Origin of the sequence: Flavobacterium hibisci (assembly GCF_020026925.1) — a bacterium.
Classification (GTDB): Bacteria; Bacteroidota; Bacteroidia; order Flavobacteriales; family Flavobacteriaceae; genus Flavobacterium; species Flavobacterium hibisci.
In genome coordinates, this window is the sequence record NZ_JAIQDW010000009.1 from 35801 (window position 1) to 60678 (window position 24878).

Genomic DNA, 24878 nt, shown 5'->3' on the forward strand with positions numbered 1-24878 from the left:
CACCATGAATTGGATTCGTAAGGTCGTTATTTTTGTTGCCCTTCTGATTATGGGATTTTTTGCTTCTCAGGCAAACCAGATCGCTGTACAAAAAATCGAAAGTCAAAAAACGGATACCAATTTTTCTAAAGATTTTACAGATTCACAAGCTTTTATACAGCCACAGACAAGTTATCAGTTTGCTGCAAACATAAAAACTGAATATCCCGCTGTAATCAGATGGTTTGATGCATTAGTAGTTGTTGTACCTCAACATAGAGCTTTAGAATCAGTTTCAAACTTTTCAAATCAATTTTTCACCCAGAGCAAAAAGGTCTTACTGATGCTCTATCCCTTCCATTTTTTCTGGTAGTCAAATACATGAATTTTAACGTGAAGAATCCATTCTTCTAAAACAATAAACAGCTCTATACAAACTGTTTATAATTCATTTATTCACCTAATTCAAAAAAACATGGAAACAAGTGTAACCATAATTGGTATTGTGATTGCGATCATAGTGGCCATTCCCATTTATTATTCAGCACGATCGAGCGCTGCAAACAAATCAAAAATCCTCAATATTAAAAAGAAATTCAATCCAACACATCCGCAGGATTTTGATTTGACTGAATCCCAAAGCAATAAAACACTTACTATAGATCAAAAACACCGAAAATTCATTCTGATGAATTTCAACCCGAATCAACAGGAATCAACTTATGTAGATTTAAAAAGTGTTTCTTCCTGTAAATTGGTTTTAACCCATGATGAAAACTCGGATACTATTCTTAAAATTGATTTTGAATTTCAGGACAAAGAAACTTCTAAAAAAATTACAATACCATTCTATGATTTTGATGATGACCGCATCAAGCAAATAAGCGCATACCAGGATCATATGTTTGCAAAAAAATGGCTTAAAATCATCCAGGATTCTATTTCACGTTAGTTATTTAATTCAGAAAAGAGGCTCGTAATGAGTCTCTTTTTATTTAGGGACTAATATGATATTTATCATTTTTATCTTTCCAGTGACGAAGTAATTTTGGCCTTCTAAATGCTTTGTTATGGAAACTTCACTGATTCAGAAATACAATGTGCCCGGGCCTAGATATACCAGCTATCCCACAGTTCCTTACTGGAATGAAGCCGATTTTACCCAGCAAAAATGGATTAAAACCCTTCAAAAATCATTTGCAGAAAGCAATTCAGAAAACGGAATAAGCTTATACATTCATCTGCCATTCTGCGAAAGCATGTGTACTTTTTGCGGCTGCAACAAACGAATTACAAAAAACCATACTGTTGAAGAAAGATATATTCAGTCTGTTTTAAAAGAATGGAAACTATACTGCAATTTACTTTCTGAAAGACCCATTATAAAAGAAATTCATCTGGGTGGTGGAACCCCAACTTTTTTCTCTGTAAATAATTTAGAAAATCTTATAAACGGCATTTTTGATTTAGCCGATAAAGCCGGGAATTATGAATTCAGTTTTGAAGGGCATCCCAACAATACGACTTATGAACAGCTTCAAAAATTACATGATCTGGGCTTTCGCAGAGTGAGTTTTGGAGTTCAGGATTATTCCGAAAAAGTCCAGAAAGCGATTCATCGTATTCAGCCGTTTCATAATGTAGCCAAAGTTACTTTTTGGGCAAAAGAAATTGGCTATACTTCTATCGGGCATGATATTATTTTCGGATTGCCTTTTCAGAGAATTGAAGATGTTATTGACACTATTGAAAAAACAAATTCCCTAAAACCGGACCGACTCGCTTTTTACAGCTACGCTCATGTGCCGTGGATCAAAGGAAACGGACAGCGCGGTTTTAACGACGAAGACATGCCCAAAGATGCCGAAAAAAGAATCCTATATGAAATTGGAAAAAAAATGCTTTCTAAATACGGTTATCATGAAATTGGCATGGATCATTTTGCTTTAACCTCTGACAGTTTGTATAAAGCCGCGCAGAACAAAACGCTGCATAGAAATTTTATGGGCTACAGTGCCTCCAAAACGCAATTGATGATTGGTTTGGGTGTATCTTCTATTAGCGACAGCTGGTATAGTTTTGCCCAAAACAACAAAAACCTCGAAGAATATTATCAATTGATAGACGCAGACCAGCTTCCGGTTGTGAAAGGCCATATCTTAAATGACGAAGACCTGATGATTAGAAAACACATCCTGAATTTAACCTGTACCCTTGAAACTTCCTGGAACAATGTAGCCCTTTACTTTGAAGAACTTCCTTTTGTTTTATTGGATTTAAAAGAAATGCAAAGAGATCAGTTGATTATAATTGAAGAAGAAAAAATAAACATTACAGAAGCCGGAAGACCATTTGTACGCAACATCTGTATGGCTTTTGATCTGCATTTAAAAAGAAAATCTCCTGAGACGAATTTGTTTTCTATGACGGTTTAAAAGGAAGATTTTTTTTCTATGCGATTCAGATAATACAATCTATCTTATAAACTACGTAAACCTACAAAATTGAGATTTTTAAAGAAAACCCGAAGCAAAGAATTTTTTTGTCTCAGGTAATTAAGGCGAAAGTATAATATACAACGAAAAAGATTATATTTGGATAAAAACATAAAACGAAGTAAAATTTCGCAGATATACCTAAAATTGGGTAGATTGTCACTATTTTATAACTAGTATATACGAGTTGTGCGACATTGTAACGAAACCAAATCCAATTAACCAACCTTTCATTTTTCAAACCATTTGAATACATTTGAGGGCATTAAAGAATAAATTTAAATGGCAAAAAAAAGAGCGGAAAGCAGAACAAGATATTTTATAAGAAATCAAAGTGAAAAAAGACTTTGGAATGTTTCACATATTTCTAAAGGCGGAGATTTTGTAGAAGAACAAGAGATTATTAATTCATTTTCCGATATAGGGTTAGCCCTTGAAAAACCAGATTTTCTAGTTTGCTTTAAAGGAGAGCCAATTATGGTTATTGAAGCCAAAAATGACGCAAAGAAAATCGAGGAAGCGATTGAGCAATCTATAAGATATTGTGAGACTATCAATAGAACCAAAAAATACAAAATAAAATTTGCTGTAGGTGTTGCCGGTGAAGAAGATAATGGTTTTTTTGTAAAGGTAAGGTATTTACAAGGTAACACTTGGAAAGAATTAAAATCTAATGGTTATGAGTTATCAACTATCCCTTCAAAAAAAGAAATTGAATTAGCTATAATAGCTGATGATGGTACAACAAATGTTACTGTTCCAAGCAGCTCTGAATTTATAGATGCAGCAATCGAACTTTCTAAAATTTTACGTTATGCTAAAATTGAAGCTCCTCTCAGACCAAAAGTAATTGGAGCAATTACTTTAGCAATTTATCAAGGTGAAGTTGATACCTCTACAGGGAATGAACTTAATTCTTTAAATAAATTAGTTAAAGAAGCGATTAACGAGAGCGTTGATTTAAGAGAAAATACAAAGCTACGACTTGAAGAAGCTTTACGACTAAGTGGTGCAGACTTTAATAGACTTAGTTCTAAAATTCAAAGAATAATTTCTATCTTAAAAAGATTAAACATACGTTCGGTTTTACAATCTGACACAGATTTTTTGGGTCTATTTTATGAAGCATTTTTAAGATACGGTTATGACAATAATGCTTTAGGAATTGTATTTACGCCTAGGCACATAACTACATACTGTGTTAAATTAATTGGAGCAAGATTATCAGACAGAGTAATTGATATCGCTAGCGGTACAGGAGGATTCCTTGTAGCGGCATTTGATGAGATGATGTCAAAAGCTAAAGGTCCAAAAGCGATTTTAAAAGTGAAGAATTCTTTATATGGCTTCGACACAAATCCTACTGTTTGGGCATTAGCTACTTTAAATATGTTTTTCAGGGGAGATGGTAAAAGTCATATTGAAAATAGTAACTGCTTTGATAACAAAGATGAAATCGAAGGCAAATTTACAAGAGCATTTCTTAATCCCCCATTTTCACAAGAAGAAGAACCTGAAAGGGATTTTATAGATTTAGCTTTAGAATCTCTCGAGCCAGGAGGATTAATTGCAGTTGTTGTTAAAGCAGGAATTTTTGCTGATGATGATAATAAAAATTGGAGACAACGTCTAGTAAAGAGTCACAGTATTCTAGGTGTTATCAGCTTACCCGAAGATTTATTTTACCCAACAGCCGCACCATCATCAATTCTGATTGCTAGAGCGCACATCCCACAGTCTGACTCAGACAAAATTTTTATGGGCAGAATTTGGAATGACGGTTACGAAAAACTCAAAGGAAAAAGAGTTGAGTGTGACGGTTCACAATTGGATGAAATATTAACTGCTTTTGAAACATTTAAATCTGGAAATGATTTTACGTCTGATTTAGCAACAACAATTTTAGGTTTACAAATAATTGATGGACAAGAATTTAGTCCTCAACAATGGTTACCCCAACCATCAATTACTACAGAAGAACTTAAAAAACAAGAACAAAAGTTAATACTTTCCCTTTTTCAAGCTGTATCAAGTATACCTGAGTTGGCAGACGAAGTCTTACCTGACTTCCCTTTAAATTTTGAAACAGCTACTTCTATAAAATATGGAACATCTGGAGTATTAACAGATTATTTTTATATTGTTAACGGTAGATCGTCTGGAGAAAAAAATTATTCAGAGGGAAATTGCCCATATGTTTCGAGCGGTGACTTGACAAACAGTATAATACGGTTAGTAGCGGAGGATGATGGTGAAGTTTTTGAAAATGGAGGGATTACTATTACAGCATTTGGACAAGCATACATTCAGCCTTGGCGTTTTATGGCGCGTGGGAATGGAGGAAGTTCTGTTCGAGTATTAATCCCTAAATACCAAATGTCTTTTAATGAATTATTATGGTTCGCAACACAAATTAACACTCAAAAATGGCGTTTTTTCTATGGCCGAATGGCAATAAAATCAAGGTTAGAAAGATTAGAAATAGATTCTCCAAAAAAGAAAATTAATGATTCTGGAAGTACAGTTTTTTCAAGAATTGAAGAGTTTAAAAACAAATTATTTGAATTAAGTGAATTCTAAACAACAATCGCACAACAGGCGTTTTGAGCTAGTGGGATTTTAGTGGAATTGCCGTTCCACTCTGGCTCGTTTGCAACGAGTACCTACATAAATTAAAATATGAGTGGTAGCGTTTGCAACGCGGCTATTAACACAAAACCTATTAAAGTTTTTGATAGGCAATTTATTAAATAGCCTCGTTTGAAACGCTTTATTTAGTTTTTATAAGTAACCAGATACTCGTTGCAAACGAGCACCAGATTAAGAACGTTATGTGCAATTCACAATAACTTAACTGCAAAAAATGAACCTAGAAAACAAAGAAGTAGAATTCAGAGGCAGAATCTTAGCCTTAAGTTTAAAAATTGAAGATAGTTTAAATAGAATTTTGTATAACTTTTTCGCTCAACGCTCAAAAGATGATGACACCAAAAGCATCTTTTTACAGAATTTTATTTTGCCTTTAACCTTTGGTCAAAAAATAAACCTTTATAAGCAAGTTTTAAAAACAGGAAGATACCAAGGTAAAGTAATGGCTAAATTGAAAACCGTCGAAAATTTCCCAGTAAGTGATTTATCAAATTTTTATAAAGTAATTCAAGAAAATCTTGCAGAAATTATTTATACGAGGAACTACGTAGCACACGGAACTGAAATCACAAAATCATTCTTAACACTTAGTGATGACGAAGTTGTTTTTATGAAAAAAGCAGACTTTATGAAAATGTCGAATGAATCGATTGAAAAATTTTCGTTACTTGTGAAAGATACATACGTAATGTTGGATATAACAGATGGCGACTTAATTGATAAGGAATAAACTGAACATAACAACGACAACAGATTTGGGCAATTGGCTTAATAAATGATTTCCTATTTGAATGATTTAGCAAATCCGAAGAATTTCAAACCACCTTAATACCAGAAAGTTATGAGCCATTTTATTAAAAATCCTCAAAGCATCTCAATTTATACCATAGTTTGGTATATTGGAATTAAAAATATTTATTATCGCAAAGAACATATCAATACTACTAGGAGACCATTTTATAATTTCATAAATAATGAGGTTTCATCTGGACGCTACAGCTCAGCAAGTGATGTAGTTAGATCGGCACTTAGATTATTAGAAGTTGAAGAAAACAAAAATAAGTGGTTGCAAAATGAACTTGAAATTGGAGAAAAAAGCGGATTTTTCGAAAACTACGATCCGAAAAAACATCTCGAAGAAATCAAGAAAAAATATTTATGAAATATAGAATAACCGAAGCTGCTTATCGAGATTTAAATGATATTTGGCTTTATACATTTCAAGAATGGTCAGAAATTCAAGCCACTAAATATTTCGAATCCATAATTGAAGAAATTGCACTTTTTAGCGAGAATCCTAGTAAGGCAAAGAAATTGGAAATGGTAAATTCAGAGTTTTATTATTTTCGTACATTCTCTCATTATGTATTTTTCAAATATGGAGATGAGAAAATCGATATAATTAGAATAACTCCACAAGATGATGGACTTTCCAAAACACTTGAAATAGAGAACGCCCCATAATAACATCTCATCTAATGACAATCAGGACTCCCCTGTACAAACAAACTCATATTAGAAGGAGAAACATACGGAATTCCTAATCCTAAACCTCTGAGGATAAATAAAACCCCAATTATCACAGCGACATAAGGAATTGCTTTTTGAATTTTATTTCGAAAGGGCAGTTTCAGTAAAGAATGCATGTAAACCACAATCGTCATTAAAGGTATAGTTCCCAATCCGAATAAGAGCATGTATAAGACGCCAAAACCGGCACTTTGCATTGCTATGGCTCCAAATAAAGCTACATATACCATTCCGCAGGGTAGGAAACCGTTTAATAATCCAATGGTGAAAAGAGATTTATAGCTTTTGTTTTTAAACTGTTTGCCTAAAGTTGATTTTAGGTTTGAAATCACTTTATAAACCGGTTTAGAGAAATTGTATTTTGAAAAAATCCTTTCCGGAATCAAAACTGCAGTAATCATCGCCAGACCAATAAAAATAGACATTTTTTGCTGTAATCCGGCCAGGAAAAAACCTCTTCCCAATAATCCGAAAATTAATCCGATTGTAGCGTAGGCTGTTAGTCTTCCTAAATGGTAGGTAATAATCTGCGTTACTTTTTTAGCTTCATTTTGATGGTCAACCGGAAGCATCATCGCAATGGGACCGCACATCCCAACGCAATGTAAACTGCTGATAAGTCCTAATATAAAAGCGGAATACAACATTATTTCTTGTTTTTAGCCTCAGATTAAACGGATTTAAAATGATTAATCTGTATTAAATTTGGATTTTTACGGATTTGTTAATCACGTCAATAAGATTTGATAAACTTATCATTTCGTAGGAAATCTCTAAACTTTGAATTTACTGTGCGTTGAGATTCCTACGGAATGACAAGATTGTCTTTAAAACGTTATTCATGATTTTCATTGAAAACATTAATTAACGTAAATAACCTCTTTCGTCAAATATTTTTTGCCGTCGTACTGCCATTCCATGTTGACATCCCAGCGTCCTTTTACCAATTTCTTTTGCGGAATAAGCAAAGATGAATTGGTCAGGGCAATTTGGGTATTGAAATCAAACTTTTTGTTTGAAGGACGATACAGCAAAACGTTTCCTTTTAGTTTATTGCTTTCGAAAGTTTCCGGAAAAGTGATTTTTACTCCATCTTCAACATATTTAATCGAAGGTTTGTACTGCAAATCATGTGCGTTCTGAATCCGCGCCATTTCTTCCTGAAAATGTGAATCGTGCTTGTAATATTCTTCAACAACCAAATCGTTGTCGTATTTGCTGTTGGACTGTACTTCAAAAACAAAATATAAAATAAAGGTCATAAACAATCCGAATGCTATGACAATTCCTGTTCCCCAATTGATTTTCATATTTGTTGATTTTGTTTTGTTATTGTCAAATACTTTACGCTTAATTTAAACACATAGAGATATAGAATTAAAAAAATACAAAAGGCGTTTCACTCTCATAAAAACACATAGTCTATGTGATAGAAACTAGTTTCTTTTTATATTCTTTTTTTAATTAAAATCTATGTTTCTATGTGTTTCATTCTTTTTATTCCTTAATTAAAACTTCTCGGTCCTAAGAAATTTGTAGTGGTAGTTTCGAGTAATTCCTTACCATTGTACACACCAATTTTAACTTTGGTTTTGTCACTTTCCAAAAGGACTTCATTGATTTCGATGAATATGGTGCCCTGTGAAATTCCTTCTTTTGCTACTTTAAAATGCTGTTCACCAACTTTGCTGATTTCACCTTTCTGATCAATCAATTCAAAATGGATATCGCTGTAATCTTTCATGGTCTTATTTACGATTTTATACGTATAAACATTACTGATTTTATCACCTTTGTGCTGAAAAAGCTGTCCCGGCAAACGCAGAATAATCGCTTCGACATTGGTTCTTAAAAACAACATTCCGACAAAAACACTCAACAAAATAAATAAAACTGCCGTGTACCCTTTCATTCGGGTTGTGAATTTAAAAGGCTCTTTTTTCTCTATTTCATCTTCAGAAGCATAACGAATCAATCCTTTTGGAAGACCAACGGACTCCATAATCGAATCGCATTCATCGATGCAGGCGGTACAATTGGTACATTCTAACTGCGTTCCGTTTCGAATGTCGATTCCCATTGGGCATACATGCACACATTGATGGCAATCGATACAATCGCCTTTTCCGGTTAAAGCCCTGTCTTCTTTTTTATTGAACTTGGCACGACCCTGCTCTTTTTCGCCACGAACAAAATCATAAGCTACATTTATCGATTTATTGTCTAAAAGTACCCCTTGCAATCTGCCGTACGGACAGGCAATAATGCAAACCTGCTCGCGGAACCAAACAAAAACAAAATAGAAAACGCCTGTAAAAATCAATAGTGCAGTAAAATTACCTGCTTGTTCAATCGGTCCTTGTTCCATCATTAAAAACAAGGTATCACTGCCGACTAAATACGCCAGAAAAACATTGGCAATTCCGAAAGAAATCAGGAAGAAAACAAACCATTTGGTAAGTCTTTTTCGGATTTTCTCTGCGTTCCATTCCTGTCTTGCCAAACGGGATTGTGCACCACGGTCTCCGTCAATCCAATATTCGATTCGGCGGAAAACCATTTCGAGGAAAATCGTCTGAGGACAAATCCATCCGCAAAATATTCTTCCAAAAACAACGGTAAACAAAATGACAAACACAACCCCAACGAGCATCGAAATCACAAAAAGGTAAAAATCCTGTGGCCAGAAAGGGAATCCAAAAATATTGAAACGGCGTTCCATGATATTGAACATCATGAATTGGTTACCATTAATTTTTATAAACGGATTGGCAATTAAAATCGCCAATAAAACATAACTGACTATTTTGCGATACTCGTAAAACTTACCAGACGGTTTTTTAGGAAAAATAAACTTTCGTTTTCCGCCTTCATCAATGGTTCCGATGGTATCTCTAAAAGTTTCGTCTGGTAAATTTGACATGGTATTTATTTTTTAAACTGCTGTATTAACTCTTGTTTATTTTGCTGCGGCATCATTTTTTGGAGCACTTTCGTCTACCCAAACTTCACCTTCAGCTTCTTTTGCGTCTTTAGGATTACTTCCCTGTAAAGACAAAATATAACTTGCTACTTTTTGAATCTCTTTTGGTTTCATACCGTTCGTTTTCCATGAAACCATTCCTTTTCCGTCACGTCCGCCATTCGTAATGGTATGGAAGACATTTTTGATTCCTCCACCTAAAATCCAATGATCATCTGTTAAGTTTGGACCAATCTGCCCTCCGGCATCTGCTCTGTGGCAGGCTGCGCAATTCGTAGTAAAAATTTCTTTTCCGGCGGCCAGACTTGCATCATCAGTAAGTAGCACTACTGTTTTTTCGTCCATCAGATCCGGAGCGGTTTTTAGGTATTCTTCTACCTCAATTTTTGCCTGCGCCATTTCTTTCTTCAATTCCATTTCCTGATTGTCTCCGCCAAAAACATCAAAATAAAAGACATACACGACGCCAAAGATGATACAGATATAGAATAAATACACCCACCATGGCGGTAAATTATTATCTAATTCTTTGATGCCGTCATAATCATGATCCATCAACAGGTCGCCTTCTTTTTCAATTGGTTCTGTTTTCGTAAGTTTGTGCATCAGGTTCTTAAACCAGATACTTTCCTTGAAACTCAGACTTTCTTCGTACGCCAGCTTTTCTTTTTCTTCCGGAGATAATAATTGATACATGACGCGATTTACAGCATGAAGTGTAATTTCGATCGCAATCAGAATAAACAAAAAGACAAATAAAAAAACTGAAACCATTGGATATTTGATAAAGGCAGGTCTGTCGCCTGAGTCTATAAAATATTCCATCAAAGCAAATACGATGAAGAAAACCAACGGCAATCTGACATATACTGGGAAAAACTTTTTCATTTTAATTATCTTTTGAAATTATAATAGTTCCCTCTTCGAGAGGAATTTGACTCATCTCCCTGATTTTATCTTTTGTGTATGAAAACACCCAAAAACCTAATCCCACAAAAAAGATGAAGAAAATCAGAAGGGAAAGAATCGGGTAAATTTCTATACCCGATATCGTTTCCATATTGTGTTTTATCTGTTCAAACATAATGCTGTTATTTTGAAGTTTCTTTTACTTTAATATCAGTTCCAAGCCTTTGTATATAAGCAATCAGGGCTACAATTTCTCTTTCGTTCATAGGAACAAATTTCTCTCCTTTTGCAGCGGCTTTTTTCCTGCTATCCTCATAACTTTTCACATAGTCAGGGTCATTTTCTAAACTTTTTTCAATTGCAAGAGCCTGAGTTCTCAAGGTTTTCTGAGCATTGGCAACTTCTGCTTCTGAATAAGGAACCCCAAGCGTAACCATAACTTTCATCTTCTTTTCGATTAAGGAAATATCCAATGGTTTGTTATCAAACAGCCATTTATAACCCGGCATAATTGATCCTGCAGATGTACTTTGTGGATTCCACATGTGGTTAAAGTGCCAGTTGTCATTGTACTTGCCACCTACTCGCTGCAAATCAGGACCTGTACGTTTTGATCCCCATAAGAATGGATGATCGTATACAAATTCTCCTGCTTTGGCCTGAGGACCGTAACGTTCTACCTCGCTTCTAAACGGACGAACCGATTGTGAGTGACAGCCCACACAGCCTTCACGAATGTACAAATCACGTCCTTCCAACTCTAACGGTGTGTATGGTTTTACACTTGAAATGGTTGGAATATTCGATTTCACCATAATAGTTGGTACAATCTGAATAATACCCCCAATTAAAATGGCAATCGTAGCCAAAATGGATAACTGAATCGGTTTTCTTTCTAACCAGGAATGGAATTTTTCTCCACTGATTCTGCCGCTTTTAATGGTCTGTAATGCAGGAGCCTGAGCTAATTCGTCTTCTACAGGCTGCCCCGCTCTGACAGTCATTATAATATTGTAAACTAAAGTCAGCATTCCGATTAAGTACAAACTACCACCGATAGCTCTCATCCAGTACAATGGCATAATGGCTGTAACAGTTTCAAGGAAGTTTCCGTAAGTTAATGTCCCATCCGGGTTAAACTGTTTCCACATAGATGCCTGCTGAAAACCGGCTACGTACATTGGTAAAGCATACAAGATGATTCCTAAAGTTCCAATCCAGAAATGGAAATTGGCTAATTTAGTAGAGAACAATGTGCTTTTTGTCATTCGCGGAATCAGCCAGTAAATAATACCGAAAGACATGAATCCGTTCCAGGCCAAAGCCCCTACGTGTACGTGTGCTACGATCCAGTCTGTATAATGCGCAATAGCGTTTACATTTTTAAAAGAAAGCATTGGACCTTCAAAAGTTGCCATTCCGTAACCTGTAATGGCTACTACAAAGAATTTTAATACCGGTTCTACACGAACTTTATCCCAGGCACCTCTTAAAGTCAACAATCCGTTGATCATACCTCCCCATGACGGAGCAATTAGCATTACAGAAAATGCAACCCCTAAATTCTGAGCCCAGTTTGGCAAAGCAGAATACAATAAATGATGTGGTCCTGCCCAGATATAAATGAAAATCAATGACCAAAAGTGAATAATCGATAATCGATACGAATAAACCGGTCTATTGGCTACTTTGGGAATAAAGTAATACATCAATCCTAAGAATGGAGTCGTCAGGAAAAATGCAACAGCATTATGTCCGTACCACCATTGCACCAAAGCATCCTGAACACCAGCGTAAACAGAATAACTTTTTAATCCTGAAACCGGAATTTCGATGTTATTGAAAATATGCAAAACCGCAACTGTAACGAATGTCGCAATGTAAAACCAGATAGCTACATACAAATGGCGCTCTCTACGACGAATCATTGTACCTATCATATTGATTCCCATTACCACCCAAATTAATGCAATGGCGATATCAATAGGCCATTCCAGTTCAGCATATTCTTTCGAAGAAGTATATCCTAAAGGTAATGTGATGGCTGCAGCAACAATAATAAGCTGCCATCCCCAGAAATGAAGGTTACTTAAAAAGTCACTGAACATTCTGGCTTTCAGTAATCTTTGCAGCGAATAATACATTCCCGCAAAAAAGGCATTCCCAACAAAAGCAAAAATTACAGCGTTGGTGTGCAAAGGCCTTAAACGGCCATAACTAAGCCACGAAATCCCATCGGTCATGTTGGGAAAAAGGTACATAACCGCCAGGGTCAGCCCCACTAACATACCCACTACTCCAAAAAGGATGGTGGCATAAATGAATTTTTTTACGATTTTGTTGTCGTAGTAAAATTGTTCCATTTCCATAATTAAACTTGTTTTTCTTCTGTTGGTAAATTATTATTTTGAGAGGTAATTTTGGTTTCATCATCGAAGAGGATTCTGACCGAGGGCGTGTAATCATCATCATATTGCCCGGATTTTACAGCAGCTATAAAGGCAATAAAAAAACAGATTGCAACAAAAATACTTACTGAAATTAATAGATAAATAACACTCATATCCTTAAATTTTATACTAACAAAATTATAGCCTTGATACCTGATAAAACATGATATTTATCATAGTCAAAAACGTATGTTAAATTCATAAACAGGCAATTTAAAAACTTATGATTTATATAATTTTAAATTACTACTGCTGAAATAGTTAGACATCAAAGTCACAAAACTTACAATCGTAATTGTACTTAATGGCATAATAATCGCAGCAACCAGCGGAAGCAGATTGCCTGTAACAGCAAATAAAAGCCCGACTACGTTATAAATAAGTGATAAACAAAAACTCATTTTGATAATCCTGATCGATTTGTGGGATAATTTTAAAAAGTAATTTAGTCGCGAAAATTCACCTGCATCCAGTATTGCATCGCAAGCCGGAGAAAACACATTGACATTCTCTGAAATAGAAATCCCAACGTTACTTTGGGCTAAAGCACCAGCATCATTCAGTCCATCGCCTACCATCATTACATTGTGCCCGCTTTCTTGTAGTTTTCTAATAAATTCCAGCTTCTGTTCCGGTTTCTGATTAAAGATAAGTTCGGTATCTTTTGGCAGAATAGCTTCCAGATTAGCTCTTTCACCATCATTATCACCGGAAAGAACTTTTATTTCATAATTTTTATTCAGAGTATTAAATAACGTTCCGAGACCATCTCTATACTGATTCTGAAAATTGAATCGCCCGTAATATACCTCATCAATCTTAATATGAAGTGCTGTTTTTTCTATTTCATTACTATGATTAGCACTTTCAACAAATGAAGCCGAACCAATTTTGATTGTTTTATTTTCAAAAGAAGCCAAAATACCTTTTCCGGTAATTTCCTCAAATGCATCAATTTTAATTCTTTTTACTTCCGGCAGAAAATCATACAACATTCTGCTCAAAGGGTGATTCGATGCCCGAAGCACATTTTTAATCAACACATAATCTTCATCAGAAAGTGTATTTCCTTCATAAGCTATATTTGATTTTTTGTTGGTCGTAATCGTTCCGGTCTTATCAAAAACAATGGTATCAACTTTTGCAAGCTGTTCAATTACCAAAGCATTTTTAAGATACATTTTTTGTTTTCCCATAATTCTGAGAATATTCCCAAAAGTAAACGGAGCTGTAAGTGCCAGTGCACAAGGACAGGCGACAATTAAAACTGCTGTAAAAACATTAAAAGCTGTATTTGCATCAATAAATATCCAGTAACCAAAACCAGCAAATGCAATAAGCAGTAAGATTGGGGTGAAATACCGGCTTATTGCATCTGTTATGGTTTTATGCTTTTGATCTACTTTTTTCTGAAAAATCTCATTGCTCCAAAGCTGCGTCAGATAACTTTGTGAAACCGAATGCAGGACTTCCATTTCGATTACTTTTCCAATTTGTTTTCCGCCGGCAAAAACTTTGTCACCTGATTTTTTAGTAATAGGAACTGCTTCTCCGGTAACGAAACTATAATCTATTTCGGCTTTTTCGCTAATAAGGATTCCATCAACCGGAATCAATTCCTGATTTCGGATTAATAACCTGTTTCCTTTTAAAACATCATAAATCGGCACACTTTCTTCAGATGTATTGGGATTGATTCGGGTAACAGCGATTGGAAAATAGGATTTAAAATCCCTTTCAAAACTCAGAAAACTGTAGGTCTTAGTCTGAAACATTTTACCCAGCAGCATAAAGAAAACCAGACTCGCCAGACTATCAAAAAATCCCGGCCCATGATCCATCAACATGTCATAAGAACTGCGGATAAACATCACTATAATTCCAAGTGCAATCGGGATATCAATATTTAACATCTTCGTTTTAATACTGTGATAGGCTGAAATATAATAACCACTCGCAGAGTAGATAAAACTTGGCAATGCCAAAAGAAAAATCAAAAGCCTGAAGAAAGGTTTATAGCTGTCCAGCCAAAATTCCTTCATTTCAAAATATTCCGGAAATGACAATAGCATTATATTTCCAAAACAGAAAAAAGCAACACCCAATTTATAAGTAAGACTTCGGTCGACCTTAGTTTTTCCAGTTTCGTAATTTTCTAAACTGATATAAGGTTCGTAACCAATTGAACTTAACAAATAGACAATTGATTTTAAAGAAACTGTTTCAGAGTTAAACGTGATTCTAACTTTTTTCTCAGGAAAATTAACCTGCGACATACTGATTCCTGGCTGCAACCGATTAAGGTTTTCAAGCAGCCAGATACATGAACTGCAGTGAATATGCGGAATATTCAAAGATACAATTGAAGTATAACCTTCCTGAAATTCCAAAACTTTAGAGATGATGACTTCATTGTCTAAAAAGTCATATTTTCCCTGAATGTCCTGCGGAGTAGCACCTGGCGAGTTTTCAAAATCATAATAGCAGGTTAGATCATTAAGACTAAAAATTTCGTAAACTGTTTTACAGCCTGTACAACAAAATTTTTTTTCATCAAAATTGATTACCTCATTTTTAGGAATTGTAAGTCCACAATGAAAACAACTCTGCCCGCTCATAATTTGTTTGTTTTATTGCAGCAAATATTCAAAATAATAAGACTCTATAAATATGACATTTATCATGTTTTATTAAATTGATTTTCAGACTTCAGAAATAAAATAGCCGGACTTTAATAAGAGATTTTATGTTTCTTTTTTTTAAAATAATTTAACCTACCAAAGCGAATAATAGTTAATTTTGCGGTAAATACTTTTTGCTATGAATAAATGTGACCAATGTATCGTACGCCAGCTTTCTTCTTTAAAAGCACTTAATAAAGAAGAAGTTATAAAACTAGCAAATAGTAAAACCACTCATAAAATAAAAAAAGGAGAAGCAATCTTTGAGGAGGGGGAAATCACCAACGGTGTTTTTTGTGTGAAAGACGGTGTTGGAAAACTCTCTAAATTAAGTGCAAACGGAAAAGATCAGATTATAAAACTGGTAAAATCCGGAGAGCTTTTAGGACAGCGCTCCATGATTAGTAACGAGCCTGCAAATTTATCTGCAAAAGCAATTGCCGACATGGAAGTTTGCTTTATCCCAAAATCTGAAATCATAAACTTTTTTAATAACAACAATCAGTTTTCATTGAATATGATGCAATCCGTTTGTGAAGATTTGAAAGAATCTGAAAACGATAAAATTGCCCTTGTTCAAAAAACGGTAAAACAAAGGCTTGCAGAAACCTTATTGTATTTACACGATGCTTTTGGCGAAGACGAGGATAAAACACTGAAAGTACAGCTAACCAGAGAAGAGCTTGCTGGTATGATTGGTACAGCAACAGAAAGTTGTATAAGATTACTATCTGATTTTAACAAACTGGAATTAATTGAACTCGTAGGTAAAAAAATTGTGCTTAAAAACGTAAAAGCCCTGAAAAAACTGGCTGAACAGTTATAGTTTTTTGGCTTCGTTCCAAAATACATCCATTTCTGCCAAAGTCATTTCCATCAACGGTTTTCCTAATTCCTCTGCTTTACTTTCTAAATACTGAAAGCGTTTGATAAATTTTTTATTGGTTCTTTCCAGGGCATCTTCAGGATTTACATTTAAAAATCGGGCATAATTAATCATTGAGAATAAAACATCGCCAAATTCGGCTTCGATTTTATCCCGGTTTCCTGATTTAACTTCAACTTGTAATTCTTGCAGTTCTTCCTGTACTTTATCCCAGACCTGATGCGGTTCTTCCCAGTCAAAACCCACGCCTTTTACTTTATCCTGTATTCTGCTTGCTTTTACTAATGCCGGTAAACTTCGTGGTACACCTTCCAAAACAGATTTTTTTCCTTCTTTAAGTTTTAGTTTTTCCCAGTTTTGTTTGACTTCTTCTTCGTCTTTTACAACAGTATTACTGTAAATATGAGGATGACGGTGAATCAGTTTATCGCAGATTTCATTACACACATCGGCTATATCAAAATCATTGGTTTCAGAGCCTATTTTGGCATAAAAAACGATGTGAAGCAATAGATCTCCCAGTTCTTTTTTAACTTCACTCAAATCATTATCCAGAATAGCGTCTCCTAATTCGTAAGTTTCTTCGATAGTAAGATGTCTCAGGGTTTGCAAAGTTTGCTTTTTATCCCATGGACATTGCTCACGAAGTTCATCCATGATAATTAATAATCTTTCGAAGGCTTTAAGCTGAAGTTCTTTGCTCATTTTTTTTGAAGTTTTTATGGTAACCGAATTCTGTAAAAGTAAAAAATCCTGCCAAGAAAACATCTTAACAGGATTACTATATTTGAATGTAAAACTACTATTCTTCTTTTTTAGCTTTTGCTTTTTTTGCAGGAGCTTTTTTTACCGGTTCTTCAACAGCAATTTCTTCTGATGTTGAAGTTGCAGCAGGGGCTTCATCAGTAACCAGCCCTTTTGCCTGAAGCATGTTATACCAGTTTAATACTTTTTTAATATCAGACGGATACACTCTTTCTTCATCGTACTCCGGCAAAATTTCTTTAAAATAAGCAGTGAGTTTTGCATTGTCTTCTTTATGTGAAATTGCCTGTTCTTTATTTTCTTTAACAGCAATACGCTGCATTACTTCTGTCAAAGGTTTCTCTCCTTCGTAAGTATAAATTGAGATTTCAGATAATAAACTTACGTTGCTTTTTAAGTTTACAGTAATTTTTTTTCCGTCTAATAATGATTCTGCCACAAAACCTGTACGCGTTTGCACTTTCAATACATATAAACCAGGCTTTCCTGAAATGGCTAAAATTTTGTCTAAATTCATGTTTATTAAATTAGTATTAAGAATTTTTGGTGTATTATATTATCTGCCTTTTTTAGCGGATGCAAATTTCATTCTGTATTCCTGAAAAGTTTTACCCTCGGTAATATTTTTTAGTTTCTTTTGAATCAGGCGTTTCTTTAAAGATGATATTTTATCCGTAAATAAAATTCCTTCTATATGATCATATTCGTGTTGAATAACCCTTGCAATTAGTCCGTCAAAAACTTCTGTTTTCATTACAAAATCTTCCTCACAATATTCTAGTGTAACTGTTGGTTTTCTGTAAACATCCTCCCTTACATCAGGAATACTTAAACATCCTTCGTTAAAACTCCATTCCTCGCCTTCTTCTTTAACAATTCTTGGATTGATGAAAGTCTTTTTGAAACCTTTTAAGCTTTTTTGTTCATCTTCTTTTAATTCTTCATCATCACTAAAAGGCGCTGTATCAATCACAAACAAACGAATTGCCAGCCCAATTTGTGGCGCAGCAAGTCCCACACCATATGCATTATACATGGTTTCGTACATATTTGCTATTGTTTCTTTTAAGTTTGGATAATCAGGTGTAATTACCTCACCAACTTTTCTCAAAACGGGATCCCCATATCCTACAATTGGTAAAATCATCTATGTTATATTGGTTGTTTTTATTTTCTAAAAATTTAATCTGGTCTTTCAAATTAAGCAGTCAAAAATAGTAAAAAATAGTCAATGACCATTTGAAAATAAGATATTAAATCTCTTTTTGGCTGTTCCTTGAAATCTCAGCCATAATTATGCCAAATTATCTTACCTTTGTTTTAAACCAATTTATATGTTTGACCGTATTGTAAAATTCACCAACAGCACTTCGTTTTTAAATGCCTCAAAAGTAACAATAGCCTCTGTTATTCCTGTATTGATTTTTAATTTTTTAGGGCATTTTGAAATTGGTTTTACTATTGCGTTGGGTGCTTTTTACACGTATCCCAGTGATATTCCCAGCACATTGAGTCACAAAATAAAAGGATTGATTGTAGCTTCGTTTATTGTAGCCGGTGTTAATTTATTAGTAAATCTCGTCTATCCTTATCCTTATTTATTTTATCCCTTTTTAGGATTTTTACTTTTTATATGCTCTATGATTTCTGTCTATGGTCAAAGAGCCACTTTGGTTTCGTTCTCTGCTTTAATATCAATCTCTTTATCATTTGGACATATACATGAAGGCTGGGAGGCCTTTGCTTACTCAGGCTATATTTTTACCGGAGGAATTTTATATCTAATTATTTCTCTTTCTTTTCATTTCATACAGCCTTATAAATATATCGAACTTGAAATTGCCCGTGGAATCAGATTAACCGCAAAGTATTTAAAACTGAGAGGAGATTTATGGAGCCCTGAAGCTAACCGAAAAACAATTATTGAAAAACAACTAAGCATTCAGGTAGAGTTAAATGAGATTCATGAGGATTTACGAAAAGTGCTTATTGGAAACCAAAGCAGCTCTGCTACGAGTCAGAACCGAAAAATGTTGCTGGTTTTTATTACGCTGCTTGAAATTCAGGAACTGGCTTTATACACCTCTTTCGATCACAGTAAAATTCATGAAAAGTTTGACAAACATCCGGATGTTTTAAGAACCTATCAAAATGTAGCATACAAACTTGCCTCTACCTTAAAAAAGCTTTCTAAAAACGTCCATCATATAGCGGTTTACGTTGATAAAAATGATTTAAAAAATGAACTTGACGCTCTGGAATTTGCCATTTTTGACTATGAAAAAACATTAGGAAAAGAAGCAGCAGCAGAAGGTGTACTGATGCTGACCAACATGCTGAAATATGCTAAAAATCAGGTTGGAAAAATCAAGATCATACAAAGAGCCTTTTCATTGGCAATGCAATCTTACAAACTTAAAGACAAAGATAAGGAACTTGAAAAATTCCTGACCCCGCAATATTATCCTTTACGCACACTGATTGAAAACCTGAGTTTTTCTTCTTCTATTTTCAGACATTCTGTACGGTTGACTATAACCATTTTAATTGGATTTATTGTTGGAAAATTTCTTCCGTTTCAAAATGTTTACTGGATTTTATTAACCATCGTTGTCATCATGCGTCCGGGTTACGGTTTAACAAAAGAACGATCTTACAATCGTATTTTCGGAACTATTTTAGGGGGCTTACTGGCATTCGGAATTGTTTCTGTTGTACAAAATCATGTGCTTCTAAGTATCTTTTCCATAATTTGTATGCTGCTTGGAATTTCTTTCGCTCAGGCTAATTACAAAATCAGTGCTACTTTCGTGACTATGTATGTCGTTTTCATTTATGGAATCCTAGTTCCAAATGTTGTAGAAGTAATTCAGTTCAGGATTCTCGATTCGCTTGTTGGGGCAATTCTCGCTTTCCTCGCCAATCAGTTTTTATGGCCAGCCTGGGAATTTATAAATACACCTATCCATATTGAAAACTCAATTCGTGCCAACAGGACTTACCTCAGGGAAATTGCAGATTTTTATAATAAAAAAGGTGAAGTCCCAACTTCGTACCGATTGGCAAGAAAGAATGTTTTTATAGAAATTGGTAATCTGATGACTTCTTTTCAGCGCATGATGCAGGAGCCAAAATCAAAGCAGAAAACGCTGCCAATTGTAAATAAATTAGTAGTTCTAAATCATTCTTTGCTCTCTGCCTTAGCTTCATTATCAACTTATATTCAGGCACACCAGACTACATCTGCATCGGAATCATTTAATTATATCATTAAAACCATTTTATCAAATTTAGATCATTCGATTTCAATTTTAAGAAATGAAACCATCATAACCGATACTTTTTTTGACAAAGAAGATGTGACTTTGCAATTTGAAGAAATGAAGCGTAAAAACTTTACCCGTCTGGCGACAGATGAAGAATTGGATAAAGAAACCAGACAGGCTAAAATGCAGGAAGCTCAAATGGTTATTGAACAACTGATCTGGATGAGTAATTTAGCCGAAAAAATATTGAAGATTACAAAAGATTTAAAAGCAACAAATCCGGATTGATTGATCCGGATTTGTTTTATTTATGATAAGCTAAGATTTTCTTCTATAATTAATTTCTGTTCAGTTTTAAAACTTCAGCTGTTTGTTTTCTAATTTGTTCTAACAACTCGGGCTTGTCATTTAAAGTCTGTTTGTAAGAAGGAATCATGTTTTTCAGTTTTGATTCCCATTCAGGTGTATTTATCTGCTCTTTAAAACATCTTCCAATTAAATCAACCATAATAGAAACTGCGGTAGAAGCTCCCGGGGATGCCCCTAATAAAACAGCCAGTGTTCCGTCCTGGGTATTGATTACTTCGGTTCCAAATTCTAAAACGCCACCACCATTTTCACCTTTTTTTATTACCTGAACCCGCTGACCTGCTTTTTCCAAAACCCAGTCTTTAGATCTAGCAGTTGGCAAATATTCGCGTAAAGCTTTTATTCTGTCTTTTGGAGACTGGCGAACCTGTTCTATTAAATATTTTGTTAACGGAATATTGTTATATCCTGCAGATAACATTGGGATCAGGTTGTTTGCCTTAATAGATAATGGTAAATCTAAATAAGATCCATTTTTTAAGAAGCGGGTTGAAAATCCTGCAAAAGGGCCAAAAAGCAATGCTTTTTCGCCATCGATTACACGTGTATCAATGTGCGGAACAGACATTGGAGGAGCTCCAACACTTGCTTTTCCGTAAACTTTCGCCTGATGTTTTGCAATAACTTCCGGATTTGTACATTTCAACCACTGACCGCTTACAGGAAAACCTCCATAACCGTGACCTTCCGGTACATTTGCTTTTTCTAACAATGGCAATGAACCTCCTCCGGCACCAATAAATACAAATTTCGTATAAGCCTTTCTTTTTTCACCAGAACCTAAATCTGTTATTTTAATTCTCCATGATTTATTCTCAAGCTGTTTTAACTTTCTAACCTCATGATTAAAATATAAAGAAACACCGTCTAATTTTTCCAGATAATTAAACATGCTTCTTGTCAAAGCACCAAAATTCACATCTGTACCAATTGCCATTGTAGTAGCAGCCAGTTTTTCGTCAGGCTGTCTTCCTTCCATAACTAATGGCATCCATTGTTTTAATTGCTCAAAGTCAGTGCTAAAAAGCATTTCAGAAAATAATGGATTTTTTTGTAAAGCCTCAAAACGGGTTTTAAGGTATTTTACATTTTTTTCTCCCCATACAAAACTCATATGCGGCACACTTTTGATAAAATTTTCAGGTGAAGGCACCTTGTTTTGCTGTACTAAATAAGACCAAAACTGTCGTGAAACCTCAAAAGCTTCGGCAATGCTAATGGCTTTTTTAGGATCTACAGAGCCATCGGCTTTTTCAGGAGTGTAATTTAATTCACAAAAAGCAGAATGTCCTGTTCCTGCATTATTCCATGCATCTGAACTTTCAGCTGCGGCAACATCCAGTCTTTCGTAAATTTCAATCTTAATATCAGGTTGTAATTCTTTCAAAATTACTCCGAGTGTAGCACTCATAATTCCAGCACCAATAAGCACTACATCACTATTGGAACGTATTGTATTGTCAGGCATAACAGTATTTTATTTTAAAATGCAAAGGTACTTTTTATAATGCCAAAAAAAAACTAATTTTTGAAAGATAATAGTTAGATAATTACATTTTTTTCTAAATAAAGTGAAATTTATAGGCCTAAAACCTAAAAACGATTAGAAGAAAGATAGTCCTGAAGCATAATCGTTGCGGAAATTTCATCAATCAGTCCTTTGTTCTGACGCTGCTTTTTGCTTAGTCCGCTGTCGATCATGGTCTGAAAAGCCATTTTTGAAGTAAAGCGTTCATCTACACGAACAACCTTCATATCCGGAAAAATATTAGAAAAATGAGTTGCAAAACCTTTTATCACAGATGCACTTTCAGATGGCTGACCATTCATTTGTTTCGGCTCGCCAATTAAAACCGCCTCTACTTTTTCTTTGGCAAAATAATCCTTTAGGAAATCAATTAAAGTATTTGTTGGAATCGTAGTTAAACCTGAAGCTATAATTTGCATTTCATCAGTTACAGCAATTCCGGTACGCTTTTGTCCGTAGTCTATGCAGATAATTCTGGGCATCTTTTTATTTTTTTCCAAAGATAAACTATTTTAATTTTCCAATTCCCAGCAGCAAATAGAAATACAAACTTTATTAATTACTGATTGTATAATTATTTTTACAATAGCAAATAAAAAATCCGTCCTGAAAATTCAAAACGGATTTTTAACCAAATTTAAAACAACTAAAAAATTATTATAAAGCAGTATTATCTGCCGAATAATCTGCTAAAAAAGCCTTTTTCCTCTCCTTCATCCTCTTCTTTAAGTTCATATTGAGCAAATTTTGACTGGGCTTTTTCATGTTCATAAATCAGCTCCTTAATATACTCGATATAACTTCTCTTTTTTTCTTCCAAAAATCCAATTAAATATTTTTCGCTAAACTCAACACCACTTGCAGCCTCAATTTGTAGTAACTTTTTGTAAAGAGGTTCAATGTGCAGCGAAATCACTTCCTGAGGAACGGCTTGTCTTCTTGCAAAATAATTTACAATCACACCGTTTTCATCCCTTGCAATATCAAAATCCGTTATTACCCAGTAATATCTTCCCGATTTTGCCAGGTTTTTTACGATTGCATGAAAATTTTTCCCTTGTTTCAGATTTTCCCATAGGACTTTAAAAATAACTCTGGGCATATCCGGATGGCGAATAATATTATGTGGCTGTCCCATTAGTTCATAATCTTCATAACCACAAACATCCACAAAAACTTCGTTGGCATATTCAATAATACCAAAAGCATTTGTTTTACTCATAATTACCTGCGTTTTGTCCCATGTGACCTCTTTATCAATAACTGTAACGCGATTTTGAAGTTGATTTTCCTGATTCATATTGGCTTGATTAATTTTAGTACTTGCAATTCCTTCAATTACCTCAGGAATTATGGTGCGAAATTAATTCGAATAAAAATCAAGAAATCTGATTTTTATCATGAAATAATAGTAAAGAAGTTTCATTTTCAGAGACATTTCAACTTATTGGATTTTTTTTAATTAAAAACAAAAAGTTGTATTTATAACATTTTCAAATTGATTTACCTTTTTGATTTTACTCAAATGCGCTATCTTTGCCAAAAATTTAAACATATGAGTTCTTTACAAACTATAATTGAACAAGCCTGGGAAAACAGAGCTTTATTACAGGAAACAGCAACTACAGATGCTATTAGAGAAGTTATCGAATTACTGGATGCTGGAAAACTTCGTGTTGCCGAACCAAAAGGTGATGGATGGCAGGTAAACGAATGGGTAAAAAAAGCTGTTGTAATGTATTTCCCTATTCAAAAAATGGAAACATGGGAAGCAGGAGTTTTTGAATACCATGATAAAATGGAATTGAAAAAAGACTATGCAGCCAAAGGAGTTCGTGTAGTGCCTGGAGCTTCTGCCCGTTACGGTTCGTTTATTTCAAGCGGAGTAATTATGATGCCTAGCTACGTAAATATCGGGGCTTATGTTGATGCCGGAACAATGGTTGACACCTGGGCTACTGTTGGCAGCTGTGCTCAGATAGGTAAAGACGTTCACTTAAGCGGTGGTGTTGGTATCGGAGGAGTTTTAGAGCCATTGCAGGCTGCTCCTGTTATCATCGAAGACGGTGCTTTTATCGGTTCTCGTTGTATCGTTGTAGAAGGAGTTCACGTAGGTAAAGAAGCTGTATTAGGGGCAAATGTATGTTTGACTGCTTCAACAAAAATCATTGACGTTACAGGCGATGAACCAGTTGAAATGAAAGGTTTCGTACCGGCTCGTTCTGTTGTAATCCCTGGAAGCTATACCAAAAAATTCGCTGCAGGTGAATATCAGGTTCCTTGTGCTTTAATAATTGGTACACGTAAACCATCTACAGATTTGAAAACTTCATTAAATAATGCTTTACGCGAATATGACGTAGCAGTATAATTTAAATTTCAATAATT

General features: G+C 34.6%; 24 protein-coding genes. 10 read left to right on the plus strand and 14 right to left on the minus strand.

Annotated elements, in window-relative coordinates; all coding sequences use genetic code 11:
* Positions 1-4: 4 nt before the first annotated feature.
* From K8B81_RS10820 to K8B81_RS10850, 7 genes are all read left to right on the plus strand, one after another.
* A complete protein-coding gene (locus K8B81_RS10820; protein WP_223681453.1) occupies positions 5-352 on the plus strand; it encodes a hypothetical protein in 348 nt (115 codons plus the stop codon).
* Between the two features lie 102 nt (positions 353-454).
* Positions 455-931: a hypothetical protein gene (locus K8B81_RS10825; protein WP_223681455.1), complete on the plus strand. Its 477-nt coding sequence runs from the start codon at positions 455-457 to the stop codon at positions 929-931.
* Positions 932-1049: 118 nt separating this feature from the next.
* On the plus strand, positions 1050-2414 hold the full coding sequence (gene hemN / locus K8B81_RS10830; RefSeq protein ID WP_223681457.1) for an oxygen-independent coproporphyrinogen III oxidase: 1365 nt from the start codon (positions 1050-1052) through the stop codon (positions 2412-2414).
* Between the two features lie 342 nt (positions 2415-2756).
* Positions 2757-5054 carry an N-6 DNA methylase gene (locus K8B81_RS10835; RefSeq protein WP_223681458.1) on the plus strand — a complete coding sequence of 766 codons (2298 nt, stop codon included), beginning with the start codon at positions 2757-2759 and terminating at the stop codon, positions 5052-5054.
* Between the two features lie 283 nt (positions 5055-5337).
* Complete coding sequence (locus K8B81_RS10840; RefSeq protein WP_223681459.1) at positions 5338-5853, plus strand: hypothetical protein; 516 nt, start codon at positions 5338-5340, stop codon at positions 5851-5853.
* Between the two features lie 111 nt (positions 5854-5964).
* Complete coding sequence (locus K8B81_RS10845; protein ID WP_317196955.1) at positions 5965-6285, plus strand: type II toxin-antitoxin system ParD family antitoxin; 321 nt, start codon at positions 5965-5967, stop codon at positions 6283-6285.
* Positions 6282-6587: a type II toxin-antitoxin system RelE/ParE family toxin gene (locus K8B81_RS10850; protein WP_223681460.1), complete on the plus strand. Its 306-nt coding sequence runs from the start codon at positions 6282-6284 to the stop codon at positions 6585-6587. Before K8B81_RS10845 ends, K8B81_RS10850 begins: the two co-directional genes overlap by 4 nt.
* Before the next feature lie 11 nt (positions 6588-6598).
* Here the strand turns inward: K8B81_RS10850 and K8B81_RS10855 are convergent, their stop codons facing one another.
* The 8 genes from K8B81_RS10855 to K8B81_RS10890 all read right to left on the minus strand — a co-directional run bounded on the left by K8B81_RS10855 (position 6599) and on the right by K8B81_RS10890 (position 15613).
* A complete protein-coding gene (locus tag K8B81_RS10855) occupies positions 6599-7300 on the minus strand; it encodes a sulfite exporter TauE/SafE family protein (protein WP_223681461.1) in 702 nt (233 codons plus the stop codon).
* A gap of 213 nt (positions 7301-7513) precedes the next feature.
* Positions 7514-7963: a FixH family protein gene (locus tag K8B81_RS10860; RefSeq protein ID WP_223681462.1), complete on the minus strand. Its 450-nt coding sequence runs from the start codon at positions 7961-7963 to the stop codon at positions 7514-7516.
* Between the two features lie 194 nt (positions 7964-8157).
* Positions 8158-9576, minus strand: a complete 1419-nt coding sequence (gene ccoG / locus K8B81_RS10865; RefSeq protein ID WP_223681463.1) for a cytochrome c oxidase accessory protein CcoG — start codon at positions 9574-9576, stop codon at positions 8158-8160.
* A gap of 36 nt (positions 9577-9612) precedes the next feature.
* Entirely contained in the window at positions 9613-10524 is a 912-nt protein-coding gene (locus K8B81_RS10870) for a cbb3-type cytochrome c oxidase N-terminal domain-containing protein (protein ID WP_223681464.1), read from the minus strand.
* Between the two features lies 1 nt (position 10525).
* The gene (locus K8B81_RS10875) at positions 10526-10720 is read right to left on the minus strand and encodes a CcoQ/FixQ family Cbb3-type cytochrome c oxidase assembly chaperone (RefSeq protein WP_223681465.1); all 195 of its coding nucleotides are present in this window, start codon (positions 10718-10720) and stop codon (positions 10526-10528) included.
* Positions 10721-10727: 7 nt separating this feature from the next.
* Positions 10728-12914: a cytochrome-c oxidase, cbb3-type subunit I gene (ccoN, locus tag K8B81_RS10880; protein WP_223681467.1), complete on the minus strand. Its 2187-nt coding sequence runs from the start codon at positions 12912-12914 to the stop codon at positions 10728-10730.
* A gap of 2 nt (positions 12915-12916) precedes the next feature.
* The gene (ccoS, locus tag K8B81_RS10885; protein ID WP_223681469.1) at positions 12917-13108 is read right to left on the minus strand and encodes a cbb3-type cytochrome oxidase assembly protein CcoS; all 192 of its coding nucleotides are present in this window, start codon (positions 13106-13108) and stop codon (positions 12917-12919) included.
* A gap of 108 nt (positions 13109-13216) precedes the next feature.
* Positions 13217-15613: a heavy metal translocating P-type ATPase gene (locus tag K8B81_RS10890; protein WP_223681471.1), complete on the minus strand. Its 2397-nt coding sequence runs from the start codon at positions 15611-15613 to the stop codon at positions 13217-13219.
* A gap of 202 nt (positions 15614-15815) precedes the next feature.
* On the opposite strand from K8B81_RS10890, the gene K8B81_RS10895 reads away from it, so the two are divergent.
* Positions 15816-16502 carry a Crp/Fnr family transcriptional regulator gene (locus K8B81_RS10895; protein ID WP_223681472.1) on the plus strand — a complete coding sequence of 229 codons (687 nt, stop codon included), beginning with the start codon at positions 15816-15818 and terminating at the stop codon, positions 16500-16502.
* On the opposite strand, the gene mazG is transcribed toward K8B81_RS10895, so the two are convergent.
* The 3 genes from mazG to def all read right to left on the minus strand — a co-directional run bounded on the left by mazG (position 16497) and on the right by def (position 18474).
* Complete coding sequence (mazG, locus tag K8B81_RS10900) at positions 16497-17267, minus strand: nucleoside triphosphate pyrophosphohydrolase (RefSeq protein WP_223681473.1); 771 nt, start codon at positions 17265-17267, stop codon at positions 16497-16499. The genes K8B81_RS10895 and mazG overlap by 6 nt on opposite strands.
* Positions 17268-17364: 97 nt before the next feature.
* Positions 17365-17844, minus strand: coding sequence for a DUF5606 family protein (locus K8B81_RS10905; protein ID WP_163395075.1), 480 nt, complete (start codon positions 17842-17844; stop codon positions 17365-17367).
* Positions 17845-17883: 39 nt separating this feature from the next.
* Positions 17884-18474: a peptide deformylase gene (def, locus tag K8B81_RS10910; protein WP_223681474.1), complete on the minus strand. Its 591-nt coding sequence runs from the start codon at positions 18472-18474 to the stop codon at positions 17884-17886.
* A gap of 187 nt (positions 18475-18661) precedes the next feature.
* On the opposite strand from def, the gene K8B81_RS10915 reads away from it, so the two are divergent.
* Positions 18662-20881: an FUSC family protein gene (locus K8B81_RS10915; protein ID WP_223681475.1), complete on the plus strand. Its 2220-nt coding sequence runs from the start codon at positions 18662-18664 to the stop codon at positions 20879-20881.
* A gap of 49 nt (positions 20882-20930) precedes the next feature.
* Here K8B81_RS10915 and K8B81_RS10920 read toward each other — a convergent pair whose 3' ends face one another.
* The 3 genes from K8B81_RS10920 to K8B81_RS10930 form a co-directional block, all read right to left on the minus strand.
* The gene (locus tag K8B81_RS10920; protein WP_223681476.1) at positions 20931-22430 is read right to left on the minus strand and encodes a malate:quinone oxidoreductase; all 1500 of its coding nucleotides are present in this window, start codon (positions 22428-22430) and stop codon (positions 20931-20933) included.
* A gap of 125 nt (positions 22431-22555) precedes the next feature.
* Positions 22556-22972: a Holliday junction resolvase RuvX gene (gene ruvX, locus K8B81_RS10925; protein WP_223681644.1), complete on the minus strand. Its 417-nt coding sequence runs from the start codon at positions 22970-22972 to the stop codon at positions 22556-22558.
* A gap of 188 nt (positions 22973-23160) precedes the next feature.
* Positions 23161-23790, minus strand: a complete 630-nt coding sequence (locus K8B81_RS10930; RefSeq protein ID WP_223681477.1) for a PAS domain-containing protein — start codon at positions 23788-23790, stop codon at positions 23161-23163.
* 255 nt (positions 23791-24045) lie between these two features.
* On the opposite strand from K8B81_RS10930, the gene K8B81_RS10935 reads away from it, so the two are divergent.
* Positions 24046-24861 carry a 2,3,4,5-tetrahydropyridine-2,6-dicarboxylate N-succinyltransferase gene (locus tag K8B81_RS10935; protein ID WP_223681478.1) on the plus strand — a complete coding sequence of 272 codons (816 nt, stop codon included), beginning with the start codon at positions 24046-24048 and terminating at the stop codon, positions 24859-24861.
* Positions 24862-24878: the final 17 nt, after the last annotated feature.